A 17,792-nucleotide genomic window follows, 5' to 3' on the forward strand; every position below is an offset into this window, starting at 1 on the left:
GCCGCTACGCGCTGGCCGCACACACGATCGCGACGATCGAGCCGACCACAAGCACCGCGCCGACCGTCTTGCGCTTGTTCAGCTCCGTCCACAGCAGCACACCGGTCAGCGACAGCAGGATCAGCGCGCCCGCGAGCGTATCGACGAGCAGCACCCAGCCGATGCTCATCCCGACGCCCTTGTGCAGGTTCGTCAGCCAGGCGAGCGTGCCGTTTTCGCTGCGCTTGAGCGTCATCGTATCGCTGCCGACCCAGTAGTCGACCGCGACGTTCTCGTGCGGCGATGCGAACACGAGCTGCCAGTGCTCCGGCTGCACGGTCTCGCGATCGCCCCATGCGACCGGATGCTCGGGCTCCTTCTGCACGCGGCCCATGCGTTCCGGCAGGTGCAGATCCGGCTGCGTACGCAACCATTGCGCGAGCTCGCGCGGCGATGCGGGTTCCGGATCGGGTACCTCGAGCCGCAACGTCCCGACATGCGGCGCGCCGGTCTGGATCCGCAGCGGCGGCGCACGATGGTTCAGCAGGAAGCCCGTCGTGCCGAACAGCAGACCGAGCGCGGCCCCCCACAGGCCAATCCAGCCATGCACCTTGCGCAGCCACTTGATGAAGGTGCCGCGGCGCGAGCGCGTGCCGCCGGAGCCGGCCGGACGCACGGCCGGCGCGATGCGCGACGCGGGCGCCGCATCGAGTTCGACAGGATCGACAACGCTCACGTCTCGCTCCAGATTCTCAGAAGGTTGTGGTAACAGCCGACCAGGCTGCGACATGCCTGCGCATCGGCGCCGCCGGCGTTGAGCCGCTGGATCGCCGTGTCCATGTCGAACAGCAGCGCGCGCTGCGCATCGCTGCGCACGAGGCTCTGCACCCAGAAGAAGCTCGCGACGCGCGCGCCGCGCGTGACCGGCGTGACCTGATGCAGGCTCGTCGCCGGATAGACGATCATGTCGCCGGCCGGCAGCTTGACCTGCTGCACGCCATACGCATCCTCGATCACGAGTTCGCCGCCGTCGTATTCGTCCGGCGCGGACAGGAACAGCGTGACGGACACGTCCGTGCGCAGCTTCACGCCATTCGGCAGGACGCGCACCGCGCCGTCGACGTGGCTGCCGAACGTCATCCCGCCTTCGTAGCGGTTGAACAGCGGCGGATAGACCTGGTTCGGCAGCGCGACGCTGATGAACAGCGGATTGCGCTCGACCGCGGCGAGGACCACGTCGCCCAGCTCGCGCGCGACCGGCGAATGCTCGGCAATCTGCTGGTTGCGCTTGACCGGCGCGCCCGTATAACCGGCCGTCGCGCGCCCGTCGACCCACGCGTCGCCCGCGCGATCGAGCCGGTCGCGCACCGTGCGCACCTGCTCGGGCGTCAACACGTTCGGGATGTGTACAAGCATCGTTCCACCTTTTTCGTCGAATGGCGCCGCCGCAGTATGCGCGCGTTCAGAACCGGTAGTCGAGCGTCGCGAGGAACGTGCGCCCGACGCCCGGCACCGCGCGGCCGCCGTCCGACTGGATCAGCGAATCGTAATAGAACTTGTTGGTGAGGTTCAGCAGGTTCAGGCGCAGGTCCCACTGCTTCGCGTGATACGCGGCCGTCGCATCCCAGCGCGTGTAGCCGCCCACCTGCACGTAGTCGGTGTTCGCCGCGTAACGTCCCGACATGTAGGTCGGGCCGCCGCCGATTTCCCAGTGCGGCGTGAACGCATACGTGGTCCACAGCGTGAACGTGTTGCGCGGCGTATTCGCGAGCGTCTTGCCCTGCGTGCCGTCGAGCGCGCTCAGGATCACGCCGTTCATGTACGTGTAGCTGCCGAACACCTGCCACTTCGGCGTGATGTGGCCCGTCACGCTCGCCTGGAAGCCGCGCACGCGAATGTCGCCTTCGAGCAGGTATTCGCCCGTCGACGTCTGCGTTCGCGCGTTGCTCTTCTCCTCCTGGAACAGCGCCGACGTGACCGACAGGTTGTCGTTCAGCAGATCCCACTTGCCGCCCAGCTCATACGACTTGGTGTGTTCCGGCGCCAGGTTCTGCGTATTGTTCGTGACCGTCAGCGACTCGAGCGACGGGTTGAACGACGTGCCGTACGAGAAGTAGTACGACTGCGATTCGGTCGGCTGGTAGATCACGCCGGCCCGCACGCTCGTGAAATAGTTCGTCTGCGACGCGTAGCCCGGCGCGCTCACCGTGTTCGCGAGATGCGCCTGGAAGCGATCCCAGCGCAGGCCGCCGACGATTTTCCAGTCGCGGCCGATCGACACCGTGTCGTTCATGTACGCGGCGAGCGTCGTCGCGCCCGACTCGGCATGGTTGGCCGGCGTCTGCGTCGCGCTGGCTGCCGTCGACGACTGGTACGCCGGATCGATCAGCGACAGGATCGGCAGGCCGCTGCGCGAATACGCCTGGTTCGTGTAGCTGTCGTGCCCGACCTCGACGCCCGCGATCAGGTCGTGCTTCACGAAGCCCGTGTCGAACTTGAAGCGCGCCATCGTGTCGTTGTCGACCGAATGGTTTTCGATCACGCGATCGTGGCTCGCGAGCCTCACGTACAGCGCGGACATCGGCAGAGACGTGTAGTTGCCGTTCGTCAGTGCCGTGCTCGACGACAGCGGCCCCGTGAGCACCGCGTTCGGCGCCGTCTCGCGCGCATCGGTCATCGAGTGCGAGAACGACGTGCGGTTGCTGATCGTCAGCGCATCGTTGACGCGATGATCGATCCGCGCGGACACCGTCTGCACGTCCTGGATCGTGCGGTCGTCGGTGAAGCCGTAGAACGTGTTCTTCGACACCGGCGCAGGATGACCGTTGACCGCGAGCACGCCGTAGTCCGGCATGTCGTAGTTATGCTGGATCAGCGCGGACAACGTGACCTCGGTCGGCGTGCCGATGCCGAAGCGCAGTTCCGGCGCGATCCCGTAGTCCTTGTTCTTCATCACATCGCGCGTCGAGCCGAGCGACTGGCCGAACGCGTTGATCCGGAACGCGGACGTCGCGCCGAGCGGCCGGTTCAGGTCCACGCTCGTACGGTAGTGATCGTCGGTGCCGATCGTCGTCGACACCTCGGCCGACGGTTTCAGGTTCGCCTTCTTCGACACCTGGTTGATCACGCCGCCCGTCGACCCGCGCCCGAACAGCATCGACGACGGGCCGTACAGCACCTCGACCGCGTCGAGGTCGAACGTGTCGCGATAGTACTGGTTGCGATCGCGGAAGCCGTCGAGATAGATGTCGTTCTGCGCCGTGAAGCCGCGCAGGTTGATGTTGTTGCCGATCTGTCCGCCTTCCGCGCCGCCGATCGTGATGCCCGGCGCATTGCGCAGCGCATCCTGGAACGACGTGAGTCCCTGCGACTCCATCAGCGCCTTGTTGATCACCGTGACCGACTGCGGAATGTCGCGCAGCGCGGTCGGGGTTTTCGCGCCGACGGTCGAACGTTCGGGCTGGAAGTCCTGCTGCACGGCCTGCCCCGACACGCTGATCGTCGGCAGCGTATCGGCGGCGGGCGCCGCGGCGGCCGGCGACGATTCGGCGCCCGTGCTCTGGGCGAATGCGGGCGAAGCGATAGGCAAAGCAAAGGCCAGCGCGAGCGCGCTCGCGAACGGGGTCCTGTTCGGCATGGAAGTCCAGTCGGAGTAAATCCGCCCCGCGTGAACACGCGGCGATGCGCGCGCACGAGACGGATGCGTTGGCTTGCTGGCCGCCGACGATCAGGCCGACAACGACACTAGCTGGCTACGGTTGACGAGTGGCCGGCGGCAGTTGCCGCGGCAGCCATTGAAATGAGAATCGATATCATTCCATGTATTTCTTTTTGTTTCAATTGATAACCGCTTCCTCATACAAAAGCGCCGTGTTTCTAAAAATTACAGAAATATAAATGTAATTATCAGAATGGTTTTTGTAATTTATGGCGGCGCTTTCATTCGACGAATGACCCGCCAGCCCTTTGTACGCCAAGGGTTTGATGGATCAGCATCTTTTCGATTTCGCGCGTCGGAAACCCGGCGCCGCGCCCGCGGTTTTCAGCATCCATCCGCCGATCCGGCCGAAACGAGCGCGGCCGAATTCAAATAATCAGATGATTATCAGGCCGAATACCGTTTGGTATTTGATTGAAACAAGAAAGCAATTTGAAATTTATTGTAATGCACGAGGCCGGCTTCATATGAATGCATCGGCCTGTCGGGCCGGCTCAGCGATCGCGTTCCAGCGACGTCATGTTCCTCAACGTCGGAAACAGCCGCATCCACGTGAGCGCGACGGCGATCGTCGCCGCACCGCCGACGACGATCGCGGCCGGCGCGCCCCACCACGCGGCCGTCACGCCCGATTCGAATTCGCCGAGCTGGTTCGACGTGCCGATGAACAGCGAGTTGACCGCGCTCACCCGCCCGAGCATGTCGTCCGGCGTTCTCAGCTGCACGAGCGACAGGCGCACGACGACGCTGACCACGTCCGATGCGCCGAGCGCCGCCAGCGCGACGAGCGACAGCGCGAAGTGCCGCGACAGCCCGAACACAATCGTCGCGATGCCGAAGGCGATCACGCCGCCGAACATCGCGCGGCCGGGCCGACCCGTCAACGGAAAGCGCGTGAGCCACAGCGTGCCCGCGAGCGCGCCGACCGCGGGCGCCGCGCGCAACGCGCCGAGCCCCCACGGCCCCACCTGCAGGATGTCGCGCGCGTAGATCGGCAGCAGCGCGGTCGCGCCGCCGAACAGCACCGCGAACAGGTCGAGCGACAGCGCGCCGAGAATCGCCGGTTCGCGCCGGATGAATGCAATGCCCGAGAACACCGAGCGCAGCGTGACGGGCTCGCGCACGGGCGGTGCGCTACGCAGTGGAATCGTGCCGCTCAGCATCGCCGCGATCGCGAACGCGACGACGCTCGTGCCGAAGGCAACCGGCGCACCGAGGCCGTACAGCAGCCCGCCGAACGCGGGCCCGAGAATCTGCGCGGCCTGGTTCGCGGACGTCGACAACGCGGTCGCGCGCGGCAGGTCGCTCCGCGGCACGACGGCCGGCAGCAGCGACGACACCGACGGCGATTCGAACGCACGCGCGGTGCCGACGATCGCCGCGAGCGCATAGACACCCGGTGCCGCCAGCCACCCTTGTGCCGCGCCGAGCAGGAACACGCCGGCGGCCAGCGCCTCGACGCCCTGGCAGATCGTCGCGATACGCCGCCGGTCGTAACGGTCGGCCACCTGTCCGACGACGAGCGTCAGCGCGAACATCGGCACGAACTGCGCGAGGCCGACGAGGCCGAGCGCGAACGCACTGTGCGTGAGTGCATACACGTACCAGCCGATCGCAACCGACAGGATCTGGAACGCCAGCGACGACATCACGCGCGTGCCCCAGAAACGCTGGAACGGTGCGTGGCGGAACAGGTTGGCGGGTAACGGAGACGGCGAACTGGATTCGGGTAACGGGGCGGTCATCGGGGAGGCGTCATCGAAGGAAGGCCGGCGATCGGCGATACGCGACGCGGCCAAACCGCGATGATATCGCCAACCGCCGGAACCCCGTCGGGCACGCGCCCGATGCGGACGACGACAGCCCGCGTCACGCGGCGCCGCACGTCATCGCGCCGGGTTGCACGAAAAAAAAGGCGCGAACCGCGGTTCGCGCCAAAGAGAGACCTCGCTGAAGACGTCGAAAAATCTACCGCACCCCGCTCAGAACGAATGCCGCATGCCGATCCGCACGTCGGCCTGCGTCTGCGTCGTCGACGGCGTGAAGCTGTAGCCGATGACCGCATCGACGCCCTGCGACGCGCGCAGGTAATCGCCGGAGATGTACACGTCGGTGCGCTTCGACAGCAGGTAGTGCAGGCCGGCCGTGCCCTGGTTCCAGTGGTGGCCTTCGAAGCGCGTGTGCTGGTAGCCCGCGATGAAGCTCAGCGCCGGCGTGAACTGGTACAGGCCGCCGCCTTCATACACCTGCATGTGCGACGACTGGCCGAAGCCCTTGATCGTCGTGTACGAGAAGTTCGCGTCGAGCGACAGCTTGCCGATCGTGTAGCTCGTGCCGATGCCGAAGGTGCCCTGGCTGTCGACGTTCATCGCCGTATCCGCGAACAGGTCGGTGCGCGCGCCGGTCGCCGGGTCGACGGTGACGGTCTGCTGGCCGAGGAACGTATGCGTGCCGATCATCGCGTACGGGTCGAAGCCGTAGATGCCGTTCGGGTTGTTCAGGCGCGTGTACGCGGCGCCGACCGAGAAGTCGCCGTGCGTGAAGCTCGCGCCCGCGCTCCATGCGCTGTTGCGGTGGAAGTTGCCGGCGACGTTGCCGAACGAGTACATCGCGCCGAACTTGAAGCCGCTCAGGTCGTTCGACAGGAATTTCACCGAGTTCGGCAGGCGGTCGCCGTTGAAGCGGTCGAAGTCGCCCTGGTGGATCGCATAGCCGCTGCCCCATGCCGAGATGTTGTAGATCGACACGAGCTCGTTGGTGATGTCGAGCTGGTTGCCGAACGACAGCGTGCCCCAGTTGTTCTGCAGACCGACATAAGCCTGGCGGCCGAACTCCGAACCGCCGAAGCCGAGCTGCCCGTTGCCGAGGCGGAAACCGCTCTCGAGCGCGAAGACCGCCTTCAGTCCGCCGCCGAGATCTTCCGTGCCCTTCAGGCCGAAGCGGTTCCCGTACGCGATGCCGTCGTCGAACTTGACCACGTGCGAACCGCCCGTGTTGTTCGCGTACGTGATGCCCGCATCGAGAATCCCGTACAGCGTCACGCTGCTCTGCGCGTGGCCGATGGCGGGAATACAGGCCGCGCATGCCAGCGCGGCGGCTACGGCAACTTTCTTTTGCTTCATTCTCGCCCACCCTCCCTGAACCGTTCAATGGAAAGAACCGTGGCCTGGCGCGCGCTGCAATGCGCCGGCTGATTCGAATTCAGTACGTCCGATGGCTTCGGCATTTCTTTTTTCGCAATAACGCAGCCATTGGCGAAAAATACAAACCCATATTTCGGGTCACCCGTCTGAAGGCGACACCAAATGGTCTCGATGCGACCGGTCGGGAAAACACGGAGACGGGCGGCCGGGCAAAAAGCCGGCCGCCCGGAGGCAGGTCAGTGGCCGTCGAGCGCCGCGCGCACGGCCGGCAGCGCCGGTGTGCCGGACGCCGTGGTCACGCCGTCCAGCCAGCCCTCGACGAGCGCGGGGGCGGCCTTCAGCGCATGCTGCGCCGCGACCGCGGGCGACGACTTGTTGTCGAGCATGTCGGCGATCATCCTGTTCTCGACGTCGACGGAGAACGTCATCTGCCGGAACAGCCGCGCGAGGTTCGCGCACTGGCCGGCAAAGCCGGAGCGGGTCACGGTGTTGACCGTCGCGCCGCCGTAGTTCGGCCCGAAGTACGCGTCGCCGCCCGACAGGTAGGTCAGGTGGAACTTGGTGTTCATCAGGTGCGGCTCCCACGCGAGGAACACGATCCAGCGCTTGTCGCGTACCGCGCGCTCGACCTGCGTGAGCATCCCCGTCTCGCTCGATTCGACCAGCGACCAGTTCGCCGAACCGAGCGCATGGTCGGACAGCATCCGCTTGATGTTCTGGTTCGCGGGCGCGCCGGGCTCGATCCCGTAGATCTTGTCGTCGAAGCGGTCCGCGTAGCGCGCGAGATCGGCGAACGTGCGCACGCCGGCGGCCGCGACGTAGTCGGGCACCGCAAGCGTGAACTTCGCGCCGCTCAGGTTCGCGTGCAGCACGTCGATCGATTTCTCGTCGACGAACGGCTTCACGAGCGGCGCCTGCGCGGGCATCCAGTTGCCGAGGAAGACGTCGACCTGCCCTTTCTTCAACCCCTGGTACGTGATCGGCACCGACAGGTTCGCGACGTCCTGCCGGTAGCCGAGCGCCTTCAGCACGACGCCGGCCATCGCGTTCGTCGCGTCGATATCGGTCCAGCCGGGCGCCGCCATCCGCACGTCGCGGCATGTCTGCGGGTCGGCGGCGTGCGCGGGCTGCGTCGCCATCACGCACGCGGCCGCGGCGAATACCGCGCCGATTCTCCGGATTGCTGCATTGCATTGTCGTTTCATGATTCGCTTCCTCCGTCGTTCGTCAATGTCCGCGATGCGGACCGTTCAGCGCCCGACGCGCGGAAAGCGCGCCATCGCTTCGAGCGTGTCGAGTTCGATGTGATTGCGCATGTAGCGCTGGGTCGCATCGGTGAACGGCTGCCAGTCCCACGCCTGGATGCGGCCCTGCGTCGTCGCCGCGTAATGGAAACGGCGCCGCCGCTGGCTGGCGCGCACCTGGGCATCGAGCTCCGGCAGGTTCCAGCGCCGCGCGGCCTCGGCGCGGAATGCGGCGAGCAGGTCGGCCGCTTCGGGCGTCCCGGCCAGGTTGGTGCGCTCGCGCGGATCGTCGGCGAGGTTGTAGAGCTGGTCGGGATCGGCCGGGCAATGCACGTACTTCCAGTCGCCGCGGCGGATCATCACGACCGGCGCGACCGCCCCTTCCGCGAGGTATTCGCCAAGGGCGACGTCGTGCGCGGGCTTGCCGTGCAGATGCGGCACGAGGCTCGCGCCGTCGACCGGGTCCGGCCATCCGGCATCGGGCCGCCCGCCGGCCGGTGCGACGCCGGCCAGGTCGACGAGCGTCGGCAGCAGGTCGACGTGCGACACGGGCCCGCGCACGCGCGCCGCGTCGAAGCGGTTCGGCGCATGGACGATCAGCGGCACGCGGCAGCCGCCTTCGAAGAAGGTCATCTTGTACCAGAGTCCGCGCTCGCCAAGCATGTCGCCATGGTCGGACGTGACGATCACGATCGTGTCGTCGGCAAACCCGCATTGCTCGAGCGCGGCCAGCACGCTGCCGAACTGCGCGTCGACGTAGGACGTCGCGCCGTAGTACGCGTGGCGCGCGGCACGGATCTGCGCGTCGGTCGGCGGCGTGCGGTCGTTTTCGCAGACGAAGCGCAACCGCTGCGAATGCGGGTCGCTTTCCGCCGCATCGAGCCGCACGGCCGGCATGTCGATTTCCTCGTCGCGGTACAGATCCCAGTATTCGCGCGTGATCGCATACGGATCGTGCGGATGCGTCAGCGACACGACCATGCAGAACGGCCGCGCGTCGTGCCCGGCCGCACGCTCGCGCGCGACGTCGTACAGCTTCTGCTTCGCCGCGAACGTGACTTCGTCGTCGAAGTCGAGCTGGTTCGTGCGCACGCACGGGCCGGCTTCGAGCACCGAGCTCATGTTGTGATACCAGCTCGGCCGCTCGGTCGGCTGATCCCAGTCGGGCACCCAGCCGAAGTCGGCCGGATAGATGTCGGTCGTGAGCCGCTCCTCGAAGCCGTGCAGCTGGTCGGGGCCGCAGAAGTGCATCTTGCCGGACAGCATCGTCCGGTAGCCGCCCGCGCGCAGGTAGTGTGCGAACGTCAGCGTTTGCGCCGGCAATTCAGCGGCGTTATCGTAGGCGCCGATACCCGACGGCAGCTTGCCGGTCAGCAGCGAGAAGCGCGACGGCGCGCACAGCGGGCTCGCGCAGTAGGCGGCGTCGAACACCACGCCTTGCGCGGCCAGACGGTCGAGCGTCGGCGTGCGCGCGACGCGGTTGCCGTAGGCCGGCAACGCGAACGGCGTGAGCTGGTCGGCCATCAGGATCAGGATGTTGGGAGTCGGGTTCGTCATCGGCGCTCACAGTGAAATCGGTGTTCGAACGGAACGGCGCGACGCTCGAACGGCGACGCAGCCGGCATGACGGAAGCAGCGTGAAGAAAGTGCCGCGCGCACCGGCCGCGACTGGCTAGAATCGCGGAGGGCCTGGCGCGGCGCCGTGCCGTCCGACGCACTATCTCCCGCCCGAATTCGTGCGGGAAGGCATCCTCCCCTTATGGGGCCATTAGAGAGACTTATGTCGAAACCCGAAGCGTTACCGTCGATGCAGGCGCTGCGCGCGTTCGAATCGGCCGCCCGTCTCGCGAGCTTCACGGCCGCCGCGCGCGAGCTGGGCTCGACGCAGCCGGCCGTGAGCCAGCAGGTGTTCCAGCTGGAGGCGGAGCTCGGCGTGCCGCTGTTCGAGCGCAGCCCGCGCGGCGTCACGCTGACGACCGACGGCCAGTGCCTGTACGAAGCGGTGCGGCAGAGCCTCGATACGCTGCGCGGCGCCACGGCGACGCTGCGCGCGCGCCGCGAGCACGGTGCGCTCACGATCGTCACGGATTTCGGGTTCGCCACCTACTGGCTGATGCCGCGCCTGGCCGGCCTGAAGCACGTGATGCCGGACGTCGACGTGCGGGTCGTCACGTCGCAGGATTACGACGCGCAGCGCGACCATGCCGACATCGCGATCCTGTTCGGCGACGGCCACTGGCCGTCGTGCACGGCCGCGCGGCTCTTTCCGGAATCGGTCACGCCCGTCTGCTCGCCGGCGTTTCGCGCCGCGCACGCGGACGTCGCGCGGCCCGACCACCTGCATGCGCTGCCGCTGCTGCACGTGCAGCCCACGCGCCCCGAGCGCTGGCTGTCGTGGGCCGGCTGGTTCGACGCGCATGGCCTCGATGCGCCGGCCGCCGCGCGCGGCGTGACGTTCAACAGCTATGCGCTCGTGATCCATGCGGCGCTGCTCGGCGAGGGCGTCGCGCTCGGCTGGTCGCCGCTCGTCGACGAGCTCGTCGCGTCCGGGCAACTGGTGAAGCTCGTCGACGCGCCGGTCGTCACGTCGCGCGGCTACTTCCTCGTGCGGCCGCCGCAGCGGCCCGAGCCGGACGCGACCCACGTGTTCCGGCGCTGGCTGCTCGACGCGTGCGCGCCGGCGTGACGGGCCGCCCGGCGGCCTGAAAACCGCCGCATGACCGGCTGCGCGCCGTCCGTCCGTGCTGGCGTACCGATACCAGCCACACGGCGCGTTGGTTCTATCCGCGCAAAAATCGTCCTGATTTACTTGAGTCTCCCGCTACCCGCGTCGCGCGGCGCCCCGGTGCGCCGCCGCGCGGGTTCGCGCCCCATGACACCCGAGGATTCTCATGACCGCCGACTCACGCCCCGATCAATTCGTCCTGACGCTGTCGTGCCCGAGCGCGGCCGGCCAGGTCGCCGCCGTCGTCGGCTTTCTCGAGCGCCATCGCTGCTATGTCGATGCGCTGAACGTGTTCGACGACGATCTCAGCAATCACTTCTTCGTGCGATGCGTGTTTCATCCGACGGATGAGACGCTGCAGATCGATGCGCTGCGCCAGGAGTTCGGGCCGATCGCGGCCGCGCTCGGCGGCGACGCCGAAGGCGATGCACAGTGGGCGATCCACGACGTGAACGCACGCCCCAAGGTGCTGATCATGGTGTCGAAGCTCGAGCACTGCCTCGCGGACCTGCTGTTCCGCTGGCGGATGGGCGAGCTGAAGATGGACATCGTCGGCATCGTGTCGAACCATCCGGACTTCGAACCGCTCGCCGCGCAGCACGGGCTGCCGTTCCGGCACTTCCCGATCACGGCCGACACCAAGGCGCAGCAGGAAGCGCAGTGGCTCGACTTCTTCGCGTCGAGCGGCGCCGAACTCGTGATCCTCGCGCGCTACATGCAGGTGCTGTCGCAGGAAACGAGCGCGAAGCTCGCGAACCGCGCGATCAACATCCATCACTCGTTCCTGCCCGGCTTCAAGGGCGCGAAGCCGTATCATCAGGCGCATGCGCGCGGCGTGAAGCTGATCGGCGCGACCGCGCACTTCGTGACCGACGATCTCGACGAAGGCCCGATCATCGAGCAGGTGGTCGAGCGTGTCGATCACGCGCTGCGGCCGGAGCAACTGCTCGCGGTGGGGCGTGACGTCGAATCCATCACGCTCGCGCGGGCAGTGAAGGCGTTCATCGAGCGGCGGGTGTTTTTGAACGGCGATCGGACGGTGGTGTTTCCGTAAACGGGCGGCGCCGGCGGAGGGATCTCGGCCGGGACGCTCCGCCACGCGTGGCAAAGAGATCCGGCCGCTTGCCGGGCACGGGTTCGCGCGTGTCGCGCCCCGGCCCGTCAAGCCCGGACACGCGTCAGTATTTCGACGGATCGAATCCGGAAAACTGTTCGCGCGCGTCCTCGGGCGACAGGTAGTACACCCCATGATCGAGCGCAATCGTCTTGATCAATTGGCCACAGGTACGGCATCGATGAAGTTCGGACTGCATGGTTTCGTTCACCGCGACCTCCGCATAGTTCGACGTAGGCACGGGAAACTTCAGGCATTCGGGGCACGACATTAACATCTCCTGACGGGAGTCCGGCTCCCGCCCGCGTTCCTCTCGAAGCATACCGATCCGGGTGGCGCCGGCTTGCCGCCCTCCGTCACGACCTCACGGACACCGCTGCTGATCCACTCGCCCGTCTTCGAATTCTCGACGCCGGTGAACCCGCCCGGGCGCCAATGCCGGGAAAACCGGCGAGACAAAAAGAAAATGGCGCCGAGGACAACGGCGCCGGAACAGCGGCGGCATGCCAGGGCGGCATCGCCTTTACCCGAAGTGCCGCGCCGCGCAACGACCCCGTGTGCGGTTTCCTGGGTCCTCACGTGACGAGCAACGGCTATGCGCTCACTTCACCCACGCCAGGTAATGCGACAACCAGATCGTGAGCCCCGCGCCGATCAGCGCCACGTACGGCATCAGGTTCAGCCACATCGCGCGCTTCGGCACTTCGAGTTCCATGTCGCGCTGCATCTGCGCGGGGAAACGGCCGCGATCCTGCCAGTAGTGGCGGAACAGGAACACCGGCACGATCAGCAGCATCGCGATCAGCCCGTTGCGCAGCGTGCCTTCGCCCTGCAGGTTCGCACCCGCGCCGACGTAGACGAGGTTCGCATAGCCGCAGATCGAGCCCGCGACGAGCAGCCACGTCGGGCAGCGGAACGGCCGATCCCAGTTGCCGCGATCCATCCGGTGGATCCAGCCGGACTGAAGGTTCAGGAATACGAACAACATGTAGCAGACGTTCGAGATCGACAGCACCGTCATGTAGTCCGACATCATCAGCAACACGAGATTGAAGCCGAGATCGGTCCACATCGCGCGCGTGGGCGAGCCGTGCTCGTTCACGTGCGACAGGTACTTCGGCAGCCAGCCGTCGACCGATGCCTGGTACAGCGTGCGCGACGAGCCCATCATCGACGTCATGACGATCAGCAGGATCGACAGCATCAGCATCACGACGACCGCATTCGCGACCCACGCGCCGCCGCCGACGATCTTCGCCATCGCGGCCGCGACACCGGTGCCGTCGCCGATCGCCGGATCGAGCATCGCCTGCGTGCCGAGCGCGCCCTGGAACGCCATCGGCACGAGCGTCATCACGACGAGACACAGCGCGCCCGACCAGAAGATCGCCTTCGCGGTGTCGCGGCGCGGATCGCGGAATTCGCGCGTGTAGCAGACGGCCGTCTCGAAGCCGTACGACGCCCAGCCGGCCATGAACATCGCGCCGAGCGCCATCGTGACGCCCTGCCCGTTCCACGAGCCGAACGTCGCGGTCGTGAGATTGCCGTGCGCGTCGTGACCGAGCGGCAGCAGCGGGAGCAGGTTCGACATCGGCACGTCGCCGGTGATGAACGGAACGATGCCGACGATCAGCAACGGCGTGAGCGATGCAATGCCGAGAATGCGCTGCGTACGCGCAGCCTTCGACGCACCGCTATGCTGAAGCTTGAACGTGATGAGAAGCAGAATCGTCGCGATGATGAACGTCGCGTTGATTCGCAGCGACAGACCCGGCTTGATGAAACCGAGATCCGCGATCTTGAGTTGCCAGTGCAGCACCGCCGCATTGGCGGGAAAGAGACTCGTGAGCGCATAGCTCGCGGCAAGGCCGCAACCGAGCGCGAGCATCGGCGACCACGCGAGCCAGTTGCACCACACGGAAACCGGGGCAATCAGCTTGCTGTAACGGACTCAGCCGATCGCGCCATACACCGACGCGCCGCCCGATTTATGGGGAAATAGTCCCGATATTTCCGCATAAGTCGCGCTCTGGATCAGCCCCATCGTGATCGCGGCGATCCAGATCGCCCACGCAGGCTGGCCGATCGTCGCACATACGCCGCCGATCGTGAACAGCACGCCAGCCGGCACGCCGCTCGTCACCCAAAATGCATCCTTCCAAGTCAGGCCACGATGCAGCGTGTGGCCCGTCGAATCATGTGAGATGGTAGTTCCAACATCACTGGTGCGGTTCGCACGCAGTCCTGCCTGACTCATCCAATTCCTCCTGTGATGACTCCGCACAAGGGCCGTAGTGTAACAACTTACGCGCTTTTTTGCAGAATCAGTAAAAGAAAACCGGGATATGCACGCATCGAATCACGATTGTTTCGGATTCCTGCGTGCTACTCCCGGCATGTTGTTATGGTGTGGTGTGTGGCGAAGCGCCGCGGACTTACTGCGCGCCTTCAGTCCACGAATTCACGCGGTCCGCATGCGCTGCAATCCATGCATCGGCGGCCGCTTCCGGCTTCGAACCGTTCTGGATCGCGAGCATCACGCTATCGATTTCACCCGGCTTCCACTGGAATTTCTTCAGGAACGCGACGACCGGCTTGGCCTTCGTTTCGAGCTGCGGATTCACGACGCTGTCGACGTGCTCCGCGCCGCCGAACACCTTCTTCGGATCCTCGAGGAAGCGCAGTTTCCACTTCGCGAACATCCAGTGCGGCGCCCAGCCGGTCACGATCACCGGCTTGTTCGCGCCGACGGAGCGCGCCAGCTCGGCCGTCATCGCGCCGCCCGAGCTCGGCATCAGCGTGTAGCTCAGGCCGTAGCTCTTGATCGCATCGTCCGTCTTGCGCATCACGCCCGCGCCCGCATCGATGCCGACGATGCGGCCACCGAAGTCGCTCTTCTCCGCGTTCAGATCGTCGATGCTCTTCGCCTTCACGTAATCGGGAACGATCAGGCCGATCTTCGCGTCGGGGAAGTTCGCGCCGAGATCGACGACCTTCGTCTTGTATTCGCCCCAGTACGAGCCGTGCGTGACGGGCAGCCATGCGGACAGCGTCGCGTCGAGGTCGCCGCGTGCCACACCCTGCCACATGATCCCGGCAGCGACCGGCACGAGCTGGACCTGGTAGCCGAGCTTCTTCTCGATCACGCGGGCCGCGACGTTCGACGTGGCGACGCTGTCGTCCCAGCCTTCGACGTAGCCGATCTTCAACGTCGGTTTCGTGTCGGCGAGCGCCGATGCGCTCAATGCCACCATGGCCGACAGTGCGCCGGTCCACAACAGTTTTCCGAACAGCTTCATGGTCGATCTCCTTGATATGCGCCCATCGCGCGTTGTCTCTCTAGGTTCTTCAACCACAATTCGGCGATCCGGCCGGTTTGCGACGGATGCTTGTCCGGAGGCGACGCCTCCGGGCCGACCGATGGCGCGTCTGTTTTTTACTTGTCGACCACGAGATCCGACAGCGGCTTGCTGCAGCACAGCAGCACCATCCCCTGGTCGATCTCGCGCTGGCGGATGCCGCCGTTGTGCTTCATCTCGACTTGCCCGGACACGAGCTTCACCTTGCAGGTGCCGCACATGCCCTGCGTGCACGAAGCGGGAAGCCGCACGCCCGACTGGCGCGCCGCGTCGAGCACGTGCTGCCCGGCGCCGCACGAGATCTCGCGATTGCTCTTCGCGAAGCTGACCGTGAACTGCTTGGTCGCGGCGTCGGCGCCGTCGGCGGCCGGCACGAGTTCGGCGAGCACTTCGTCGCTCGCGGTCTGCGCGAGCGTTTCGAACGAGAAGCTTTCCTCGTGATACTGCTTGCGATCGAAGCCGGCCTCGTCGAGCAGGTCGCGCACGGCCTTCATGTACGGCGCGGGGCCGCAGGTGAAGATCTCGCGCTCCATGAAATCCGGTGCGATCAGCTTGAGCAGCGGCAGCGTCAGGAAGCCCGTGACGCCCGGCCAGTTGGTGCGCGCACCGACGCGCTCGACGACGAACGACGTGCGGAAGTTCGTCTGGTTCGAGGCGATCAGGTCGAGTTCGCGCGCGAAGATGATGTCGTCCGGCGTGCGCGCGCTGTGCACGAACAGGATGTCGCGATCCTCCGCGAGATCATGGTGCGCGCGGCTCATCGACATCAGCGGCGTGACGCCCGAACCTGCCGACAGGAACAGGTATTTGCGCGCCGGATGCCGTGCGCACGTGAATTCGCCGGCCGGGCCGAGCACGCGCACCGGTGCGCCCGGCTGCAGGTTGTCGTGCAGCCAGTTCGACACCTTGCCGCCCGGCACGCGCTTGACCGTGATCGAGATCGTGTGCGGCCGCGCCGGCGACGACGAGATCGTGTAGCACCGGTTGATCGTCTCGCCTTCGATGTCGAGCTCGAGCGTGATGAACTGCCCGGGCTCGAACGAGAACGCACGGCCTTGCGGCGAACGGAAGAAGAAACTCTTCACGTCGTGGGTTTCCTGCCGCACGTGGCAGCACACCAGCGTTTCCTCGACGTCGCTCGTCCAGCGCTCGGGAAGGGCACTCCAGAAAGCCGGGTGCGTGACCCGGCTGTCCGCCGGCTCGAAATTGGCCGCATCTCGCATCATGTGTAACTCCGCTTGCTATCTGCTGACGACTACGCGCCGGTTTTTTCGGCGAGCCGGCCGATATACCAGGCCGAGAATTTTTCGACGAGACCTTCCGTGAACGGCGAGTACGGGCCCGGCTCGTACGCGCTGCTGGTCGCGCCGCGCTGCGAGAATTCGACGAGCGCGCGATCCTGGTCGTTGGTCGCATTCCACACGGCCGTGAGGTTCTTCACGTCGTAGTCGATGCCTTCCTTGGCGTCCTTGTGCACGAGCCACTTGGTGCGCACGAGCGTCTTGCCGGCCGACAGCGGGATCACCGAGAACGTCACGATGTGATCGCTCATGAAGTGGTGCCACGAGTTCGGCTGCGTCCAGAACGACAGGCCGCCGAGGTCGGCCTGGTCGAACCGGCCGAGCAGCTTCTTCGACGCGACCTTCGCGTCGAGCGTCTGCGATTCGCCGTGGCGGTCGAGCGGCAGGCGCTGCGTGCGGAAACCCGTCACGTCGAGCAGCTTTTCGATTTCGGCGGACGGCAGGCCCATCTCGGCCCACTCCTGGCCGCGACGCACGCAGGTTTCCGCGAATGCGTCCATGCCTTCGGCGTTCGCGTCGGAGCGCTGGTAGCCGAAGCCGTATTCGTACAGCGAGATCGTCAGCTCCGGATGGTTCGCGACGCAGTGATAGCACTCGCGGTTGTTCTCCATCGTGAGCTTCCAGTTGCCTTCCTCGATGATGTCGATCTGTGCGGCGATCTTCGTATTCGGCAGATCGTGCGGCAGCAGGTACGGCTCCATCTCGGCGCGCAACTGCGCGAAGTCGACGGGCGGCTCGTCGGCGAGGCACACGAAGATCAGGCCCGCCAGATTCTGCACGTGCACCGACTTCAGGCTGTGCTTGCAGCGGTCGAACTTCTCGCCCATGTGCTCGGCGAACATCAGCTGGCCCGTCAGGTTGTAGGTCCAGCTGTGGTACGGGCACACGATGTTGCCGACCGAGCCTTTGTCCTCGTTGCACAGACGCGCGCCGCGGTGGCGGCACACGTTGTGGAACGCGCGGATTTCCATGTCGTCGTCGCGCACGATCAGGATCGAGTCGCTGCCCAGTTCCACGGTCACGTAGTCGCCCGGCTCGGGAATGTCCGGTTCGACCGCCACCTGGATCCAGTGCTGGCGGAAAATCGCCTCCATGTCGAGGGCGAAAATTTCCTCGCTCGTATAGAACGGCGCCTCGAGGCTGTAACCTTCCTTGCGTCGCTCGATCAGTGCGCGAATGTCTGCCGATACTTTCATCGTTTGCTCCGGA

13 protein-coding genes and 1 pseudogene are annotated in these 17,792 nt (G+C 65.9%); 2 read left to right on the plus strand and 12 right to left on the minus strand.

The window, feature by feature from the left end:
• Window positions 1-4: 4 nt before the first annotated feature.
• The 7 genes from DCN14_RS11780 to betC all read right to left on the minus strand — a co-directional run bounded on the left by DCN14_RS11780 (window position 5) and on the right by betC (window position 9,641).
• Window positions 5-715 (minus strand): PepSY-associated TM helix domain-containing protein, encoded by a 711-nt coding sequence (locus DCN14_RS11780; RefSeq protein ID WP_096501806.1) that lies wholly within the window; start codon window positions 713-715, stop codon window positions 5-7.
• Window positions 712-1,395: a Fe2+-dependent dioxygenase gene (locus DCN14_RS11785; RefSeq protein ID WP_096501808.1), complete on the minus strand. Its 684-nt coding sequence runs from the start codon at window positions 1,393-1,395 to the stop codon at window positions 712-714. The genes DCN14_RS11780 and DCN14_RS11785 overlap by 4 nt, the downstream gene beginning before the upstream one ends.
• 46 nt (window positions 1,396-1,441) lie before the next feature.
• Window positions 1,442-3,616, minus strand: a complete 2,175-nt coding sequence (locus DCN14_RS11790; RefSeq protein ID WP_096501810.1) for a TonB-dependent siderophore receptor — start codon at window positions 3,614-3,616, stop codon at window positions 1,442-1,444.
• Between the two features lie 575 nt (window positions 3,617-4,191).
• Window positions 4,192-5,442: an MFS transporter gene (locus DCN14_RS11795; protein ID WP_096501812.1), complete on the minus strand. Its 1,251-nt coding sequence runs from the start codon at window positions 5,440-5,442 to the stop codon at window positions 4,192-4,194.
• A 237-nt stretch (window positions 5,443-5,679) separates the two neighbouring features.
• A complete protein-coding gene (locus DCN14_RS11800; protein ID WP_096501814.1) occupies window positions 5,680-6,819 on the minus strand; it encodes a porin in 1,140 nt (379 codons plus the stop codon).
• 257 nt (window positions 6,820-7,076) lie between these two features.
• Window positions 7,077-8,045 (minus strand): choline ABC transporter substrate-binding protein, encoded by a 969-nt coding sequence (gene choX, locus DCN14_RS11805; RefSeq protein WP_096501816.1) that lies wholly within the window; start codon window positions 8,043-8,045, stop codon window positions 7,077-7,079.
• A gap of 45 nt (window positions 8,046-8,090) precedes the next feature.
• Window positions 8,091-9,641, minus strand: a complete 1,551-nt coding sequence (betC, locus tag DCN14_RS11810) for a choline-sulfatase (RefSeq protein WP_096501818.1) — start codon at window positions 9,639-9,641, stop codon at window positions 8,091-8,093.
• 202 nt (window positions 9,642-9,843) lie between these two features.
• Between betC and DCN14_RS11820 the strand changes: the two genes are divergently transcribed.
• Both DCN14_RS11820 and purU read left to right on the plus strand, forming a co-directional pair.
• Complete coding sequence (locus DCN14_RS11820) at window positions 9,844-10,770, plus strand: LysR family transcriptional regulator (RefSeq protein WP_096501820.1); 927 nt, start codon at window positions 9,844-9,846, stop codon at window positions 10,768-10,770.
• A gap of 205 nt (window positions 10,771-10,975) precedes the next feature.
• A complete protein-coding gene (gene purU / locus DCN14_RS11825; protein WP_096501822.1) occupies window positions 10,976-11,863 on the plus strand; it encodes a formyltetrahydrofolate deformylase in 888 nt (295 codons plus the stop codon).
• A 124-nt stretch (window positions 11,864-11,987) separates the two neighbouring features.
• Here purU and DCN14_RS11830 read toward each other — a convergent pair whose 3' ends face one another.
• From DCN14_RS11830 to DCN14_RS11850, 5 genes and pseudogenes are all read right to left on the minus strand, one after another.
• Window positions 11,988-12,194: a hypothetical protein gene (locus tag DCN14_RS11830; RefSeq protein WP_096501824.1), complete on the minus strand. Its 207-nt coding sequence runs from the start codon at window positions 12,192-12,194 to the stop codon at window positions 11,988-11,990.
• Between the two features lie 330 nt (window positions 12,195-12,524).
• Window positions 12,525-14,180: pseudogene (locus DCN14_RS11835) on the minus strand (APC family permease).
• A 178-nt stretch (window positions 14,181-14,358) separates the two neighbouring features.
• On the minus strand, window positions 14,359-15,222 hold the full coding sequence (locus DCN14_RS11840) for a glycine betaine ABC transporter substrate-binding protein (protein ID WP_096501826.1): 864 nt from the start codon (window positions 15,220-15,222) through the stop codon (window positions 14,359-14,361).
• Window positions 15,223-15,359: 137 nt separating this feature from the next.
• Window positions 15,360-16,508, minus strand: coding sequence for a hybrid-cluster NAD(P)-dependent oxidoreductase (locus DCN14_RS11845; protein ID WP_096501828.1), 1,149 nt, complete (start codon window positions 16,506-16,508; stop codon window positions 15,360-15,362).
• A gap of 29 nt (window positions 16,509-16,537) precedes the next feature.
• Window positions 16,538-17,779: an aromatic ring-hydroxylating dioxygenase subunit alpha gene (locus DCN14_RS11850; RefSeq protein WP_096501830.1), complete on the minus strand. Its 1,242-nt coding sequence runs from the start codon at window positions 17,777-17,779 to the stop codon at window positions 16,538-16,540.
• Window positions 17,780-17,792 lie beyond the last annotated feature (13 nt).

The organism is Burkholderia sp. IDO3 (genome assembly GCF_003366075.1).
Classification (GTDB): domain Bacteria; phylum Pseudomonadota; class Gammaproteobacteria; order Burkholderiales; family Burkholderiaceae; genus Burkholderia; species Burkholderia anthina.

Excerpts from the sequence above, each read along its gene's own strand:
- DCN14_RS11785 (WP_096501808.1), bottom strand. The coding sequence starts at position 1,395 with ATGCTTGTACACATCCCGAACGTGTTGACGCCCGAGCAGGTGCGCACG.
- DCN14_RS11790 (WP_096501810.1), bottom strand. The coding sequence starts at position 3,616 with ATGCCGAACAGGACCCCGTTCGCGAGCGCGCTCGCGCTGGCCTTTGCT.
- DCN14_RS11795 (WP_096501812.1), bottom strand. The coding sequence starts at position 5,442 with ATGACCGCCCCGTTACCCGAATCCAGTTCGCCGTCTCCGTTACCCGCC.
- DCN14_RS11800 (WP_096501814.1), bottom strand. The coding sequence starts at position 6,819 with ATGAAGCAAAAGAAAGTTGCCGTAGCCGCCGCGCTGGCATGCGCGGCC.
- choX (WP_096501816.1), bottom strand. The coding sequence starts at position 8,045 with ATGAAACGACAATGCAATGCAGCAATCCGGAGAATCGGCGCGGTATTC.
- betC (WP_096501818.1), bottom strand. The coding sequence starts at position 9,641 with ATGACGAACCCGACTCCCAACATCCTGATCCTGATGGCCGACCAGCTC.
- DCN14_RS11820 (WP_096501820.1), top strand. The coding sequence starts at position 9,844 with ATGGGGCCATTAGAGAGACTTATGTCGAAACCCGAAGCGTTACCGTCG.
- purU (WP_096501822.1), top strand. The coding sequence starts at position 10,976 with ATGACCGCCGACTCACGCCCCGATCAATTCGTCCTGACGCTGTCGTGC.
- DCN14_RS11830 (WP_096501824.1), bottom strand. The coding sequence starts at position 12,194 with ATGTCGTGCCCCGAATGCCTGAAGTTTCCCGTGCCTACGTCGAACTAT.
- DCN14_RS11840 (WP_096501826.1), bottom strand. The coding sequence starts at position 15,222 with ATGAAGCTGTTCGGAAAACTGTTGTGGACCGGCGCACTGTCGGCCATG.
- DCN14_RS11845 (WP_096501828.1), bottom strand. The coding sequence starts at position 16,508 with ATGATGCGAGATGCGGCCAATTTCGAGCCGGCGGACAGCCGGGTCACG.
- DCN14_RS11850 (WP_096501830.1), bottom strand. The coding sequence starts at position 17,779 with ATGAAAGTATCGGCAGACATTCGCGCACTGATCGAGCGACGCAAGGAA.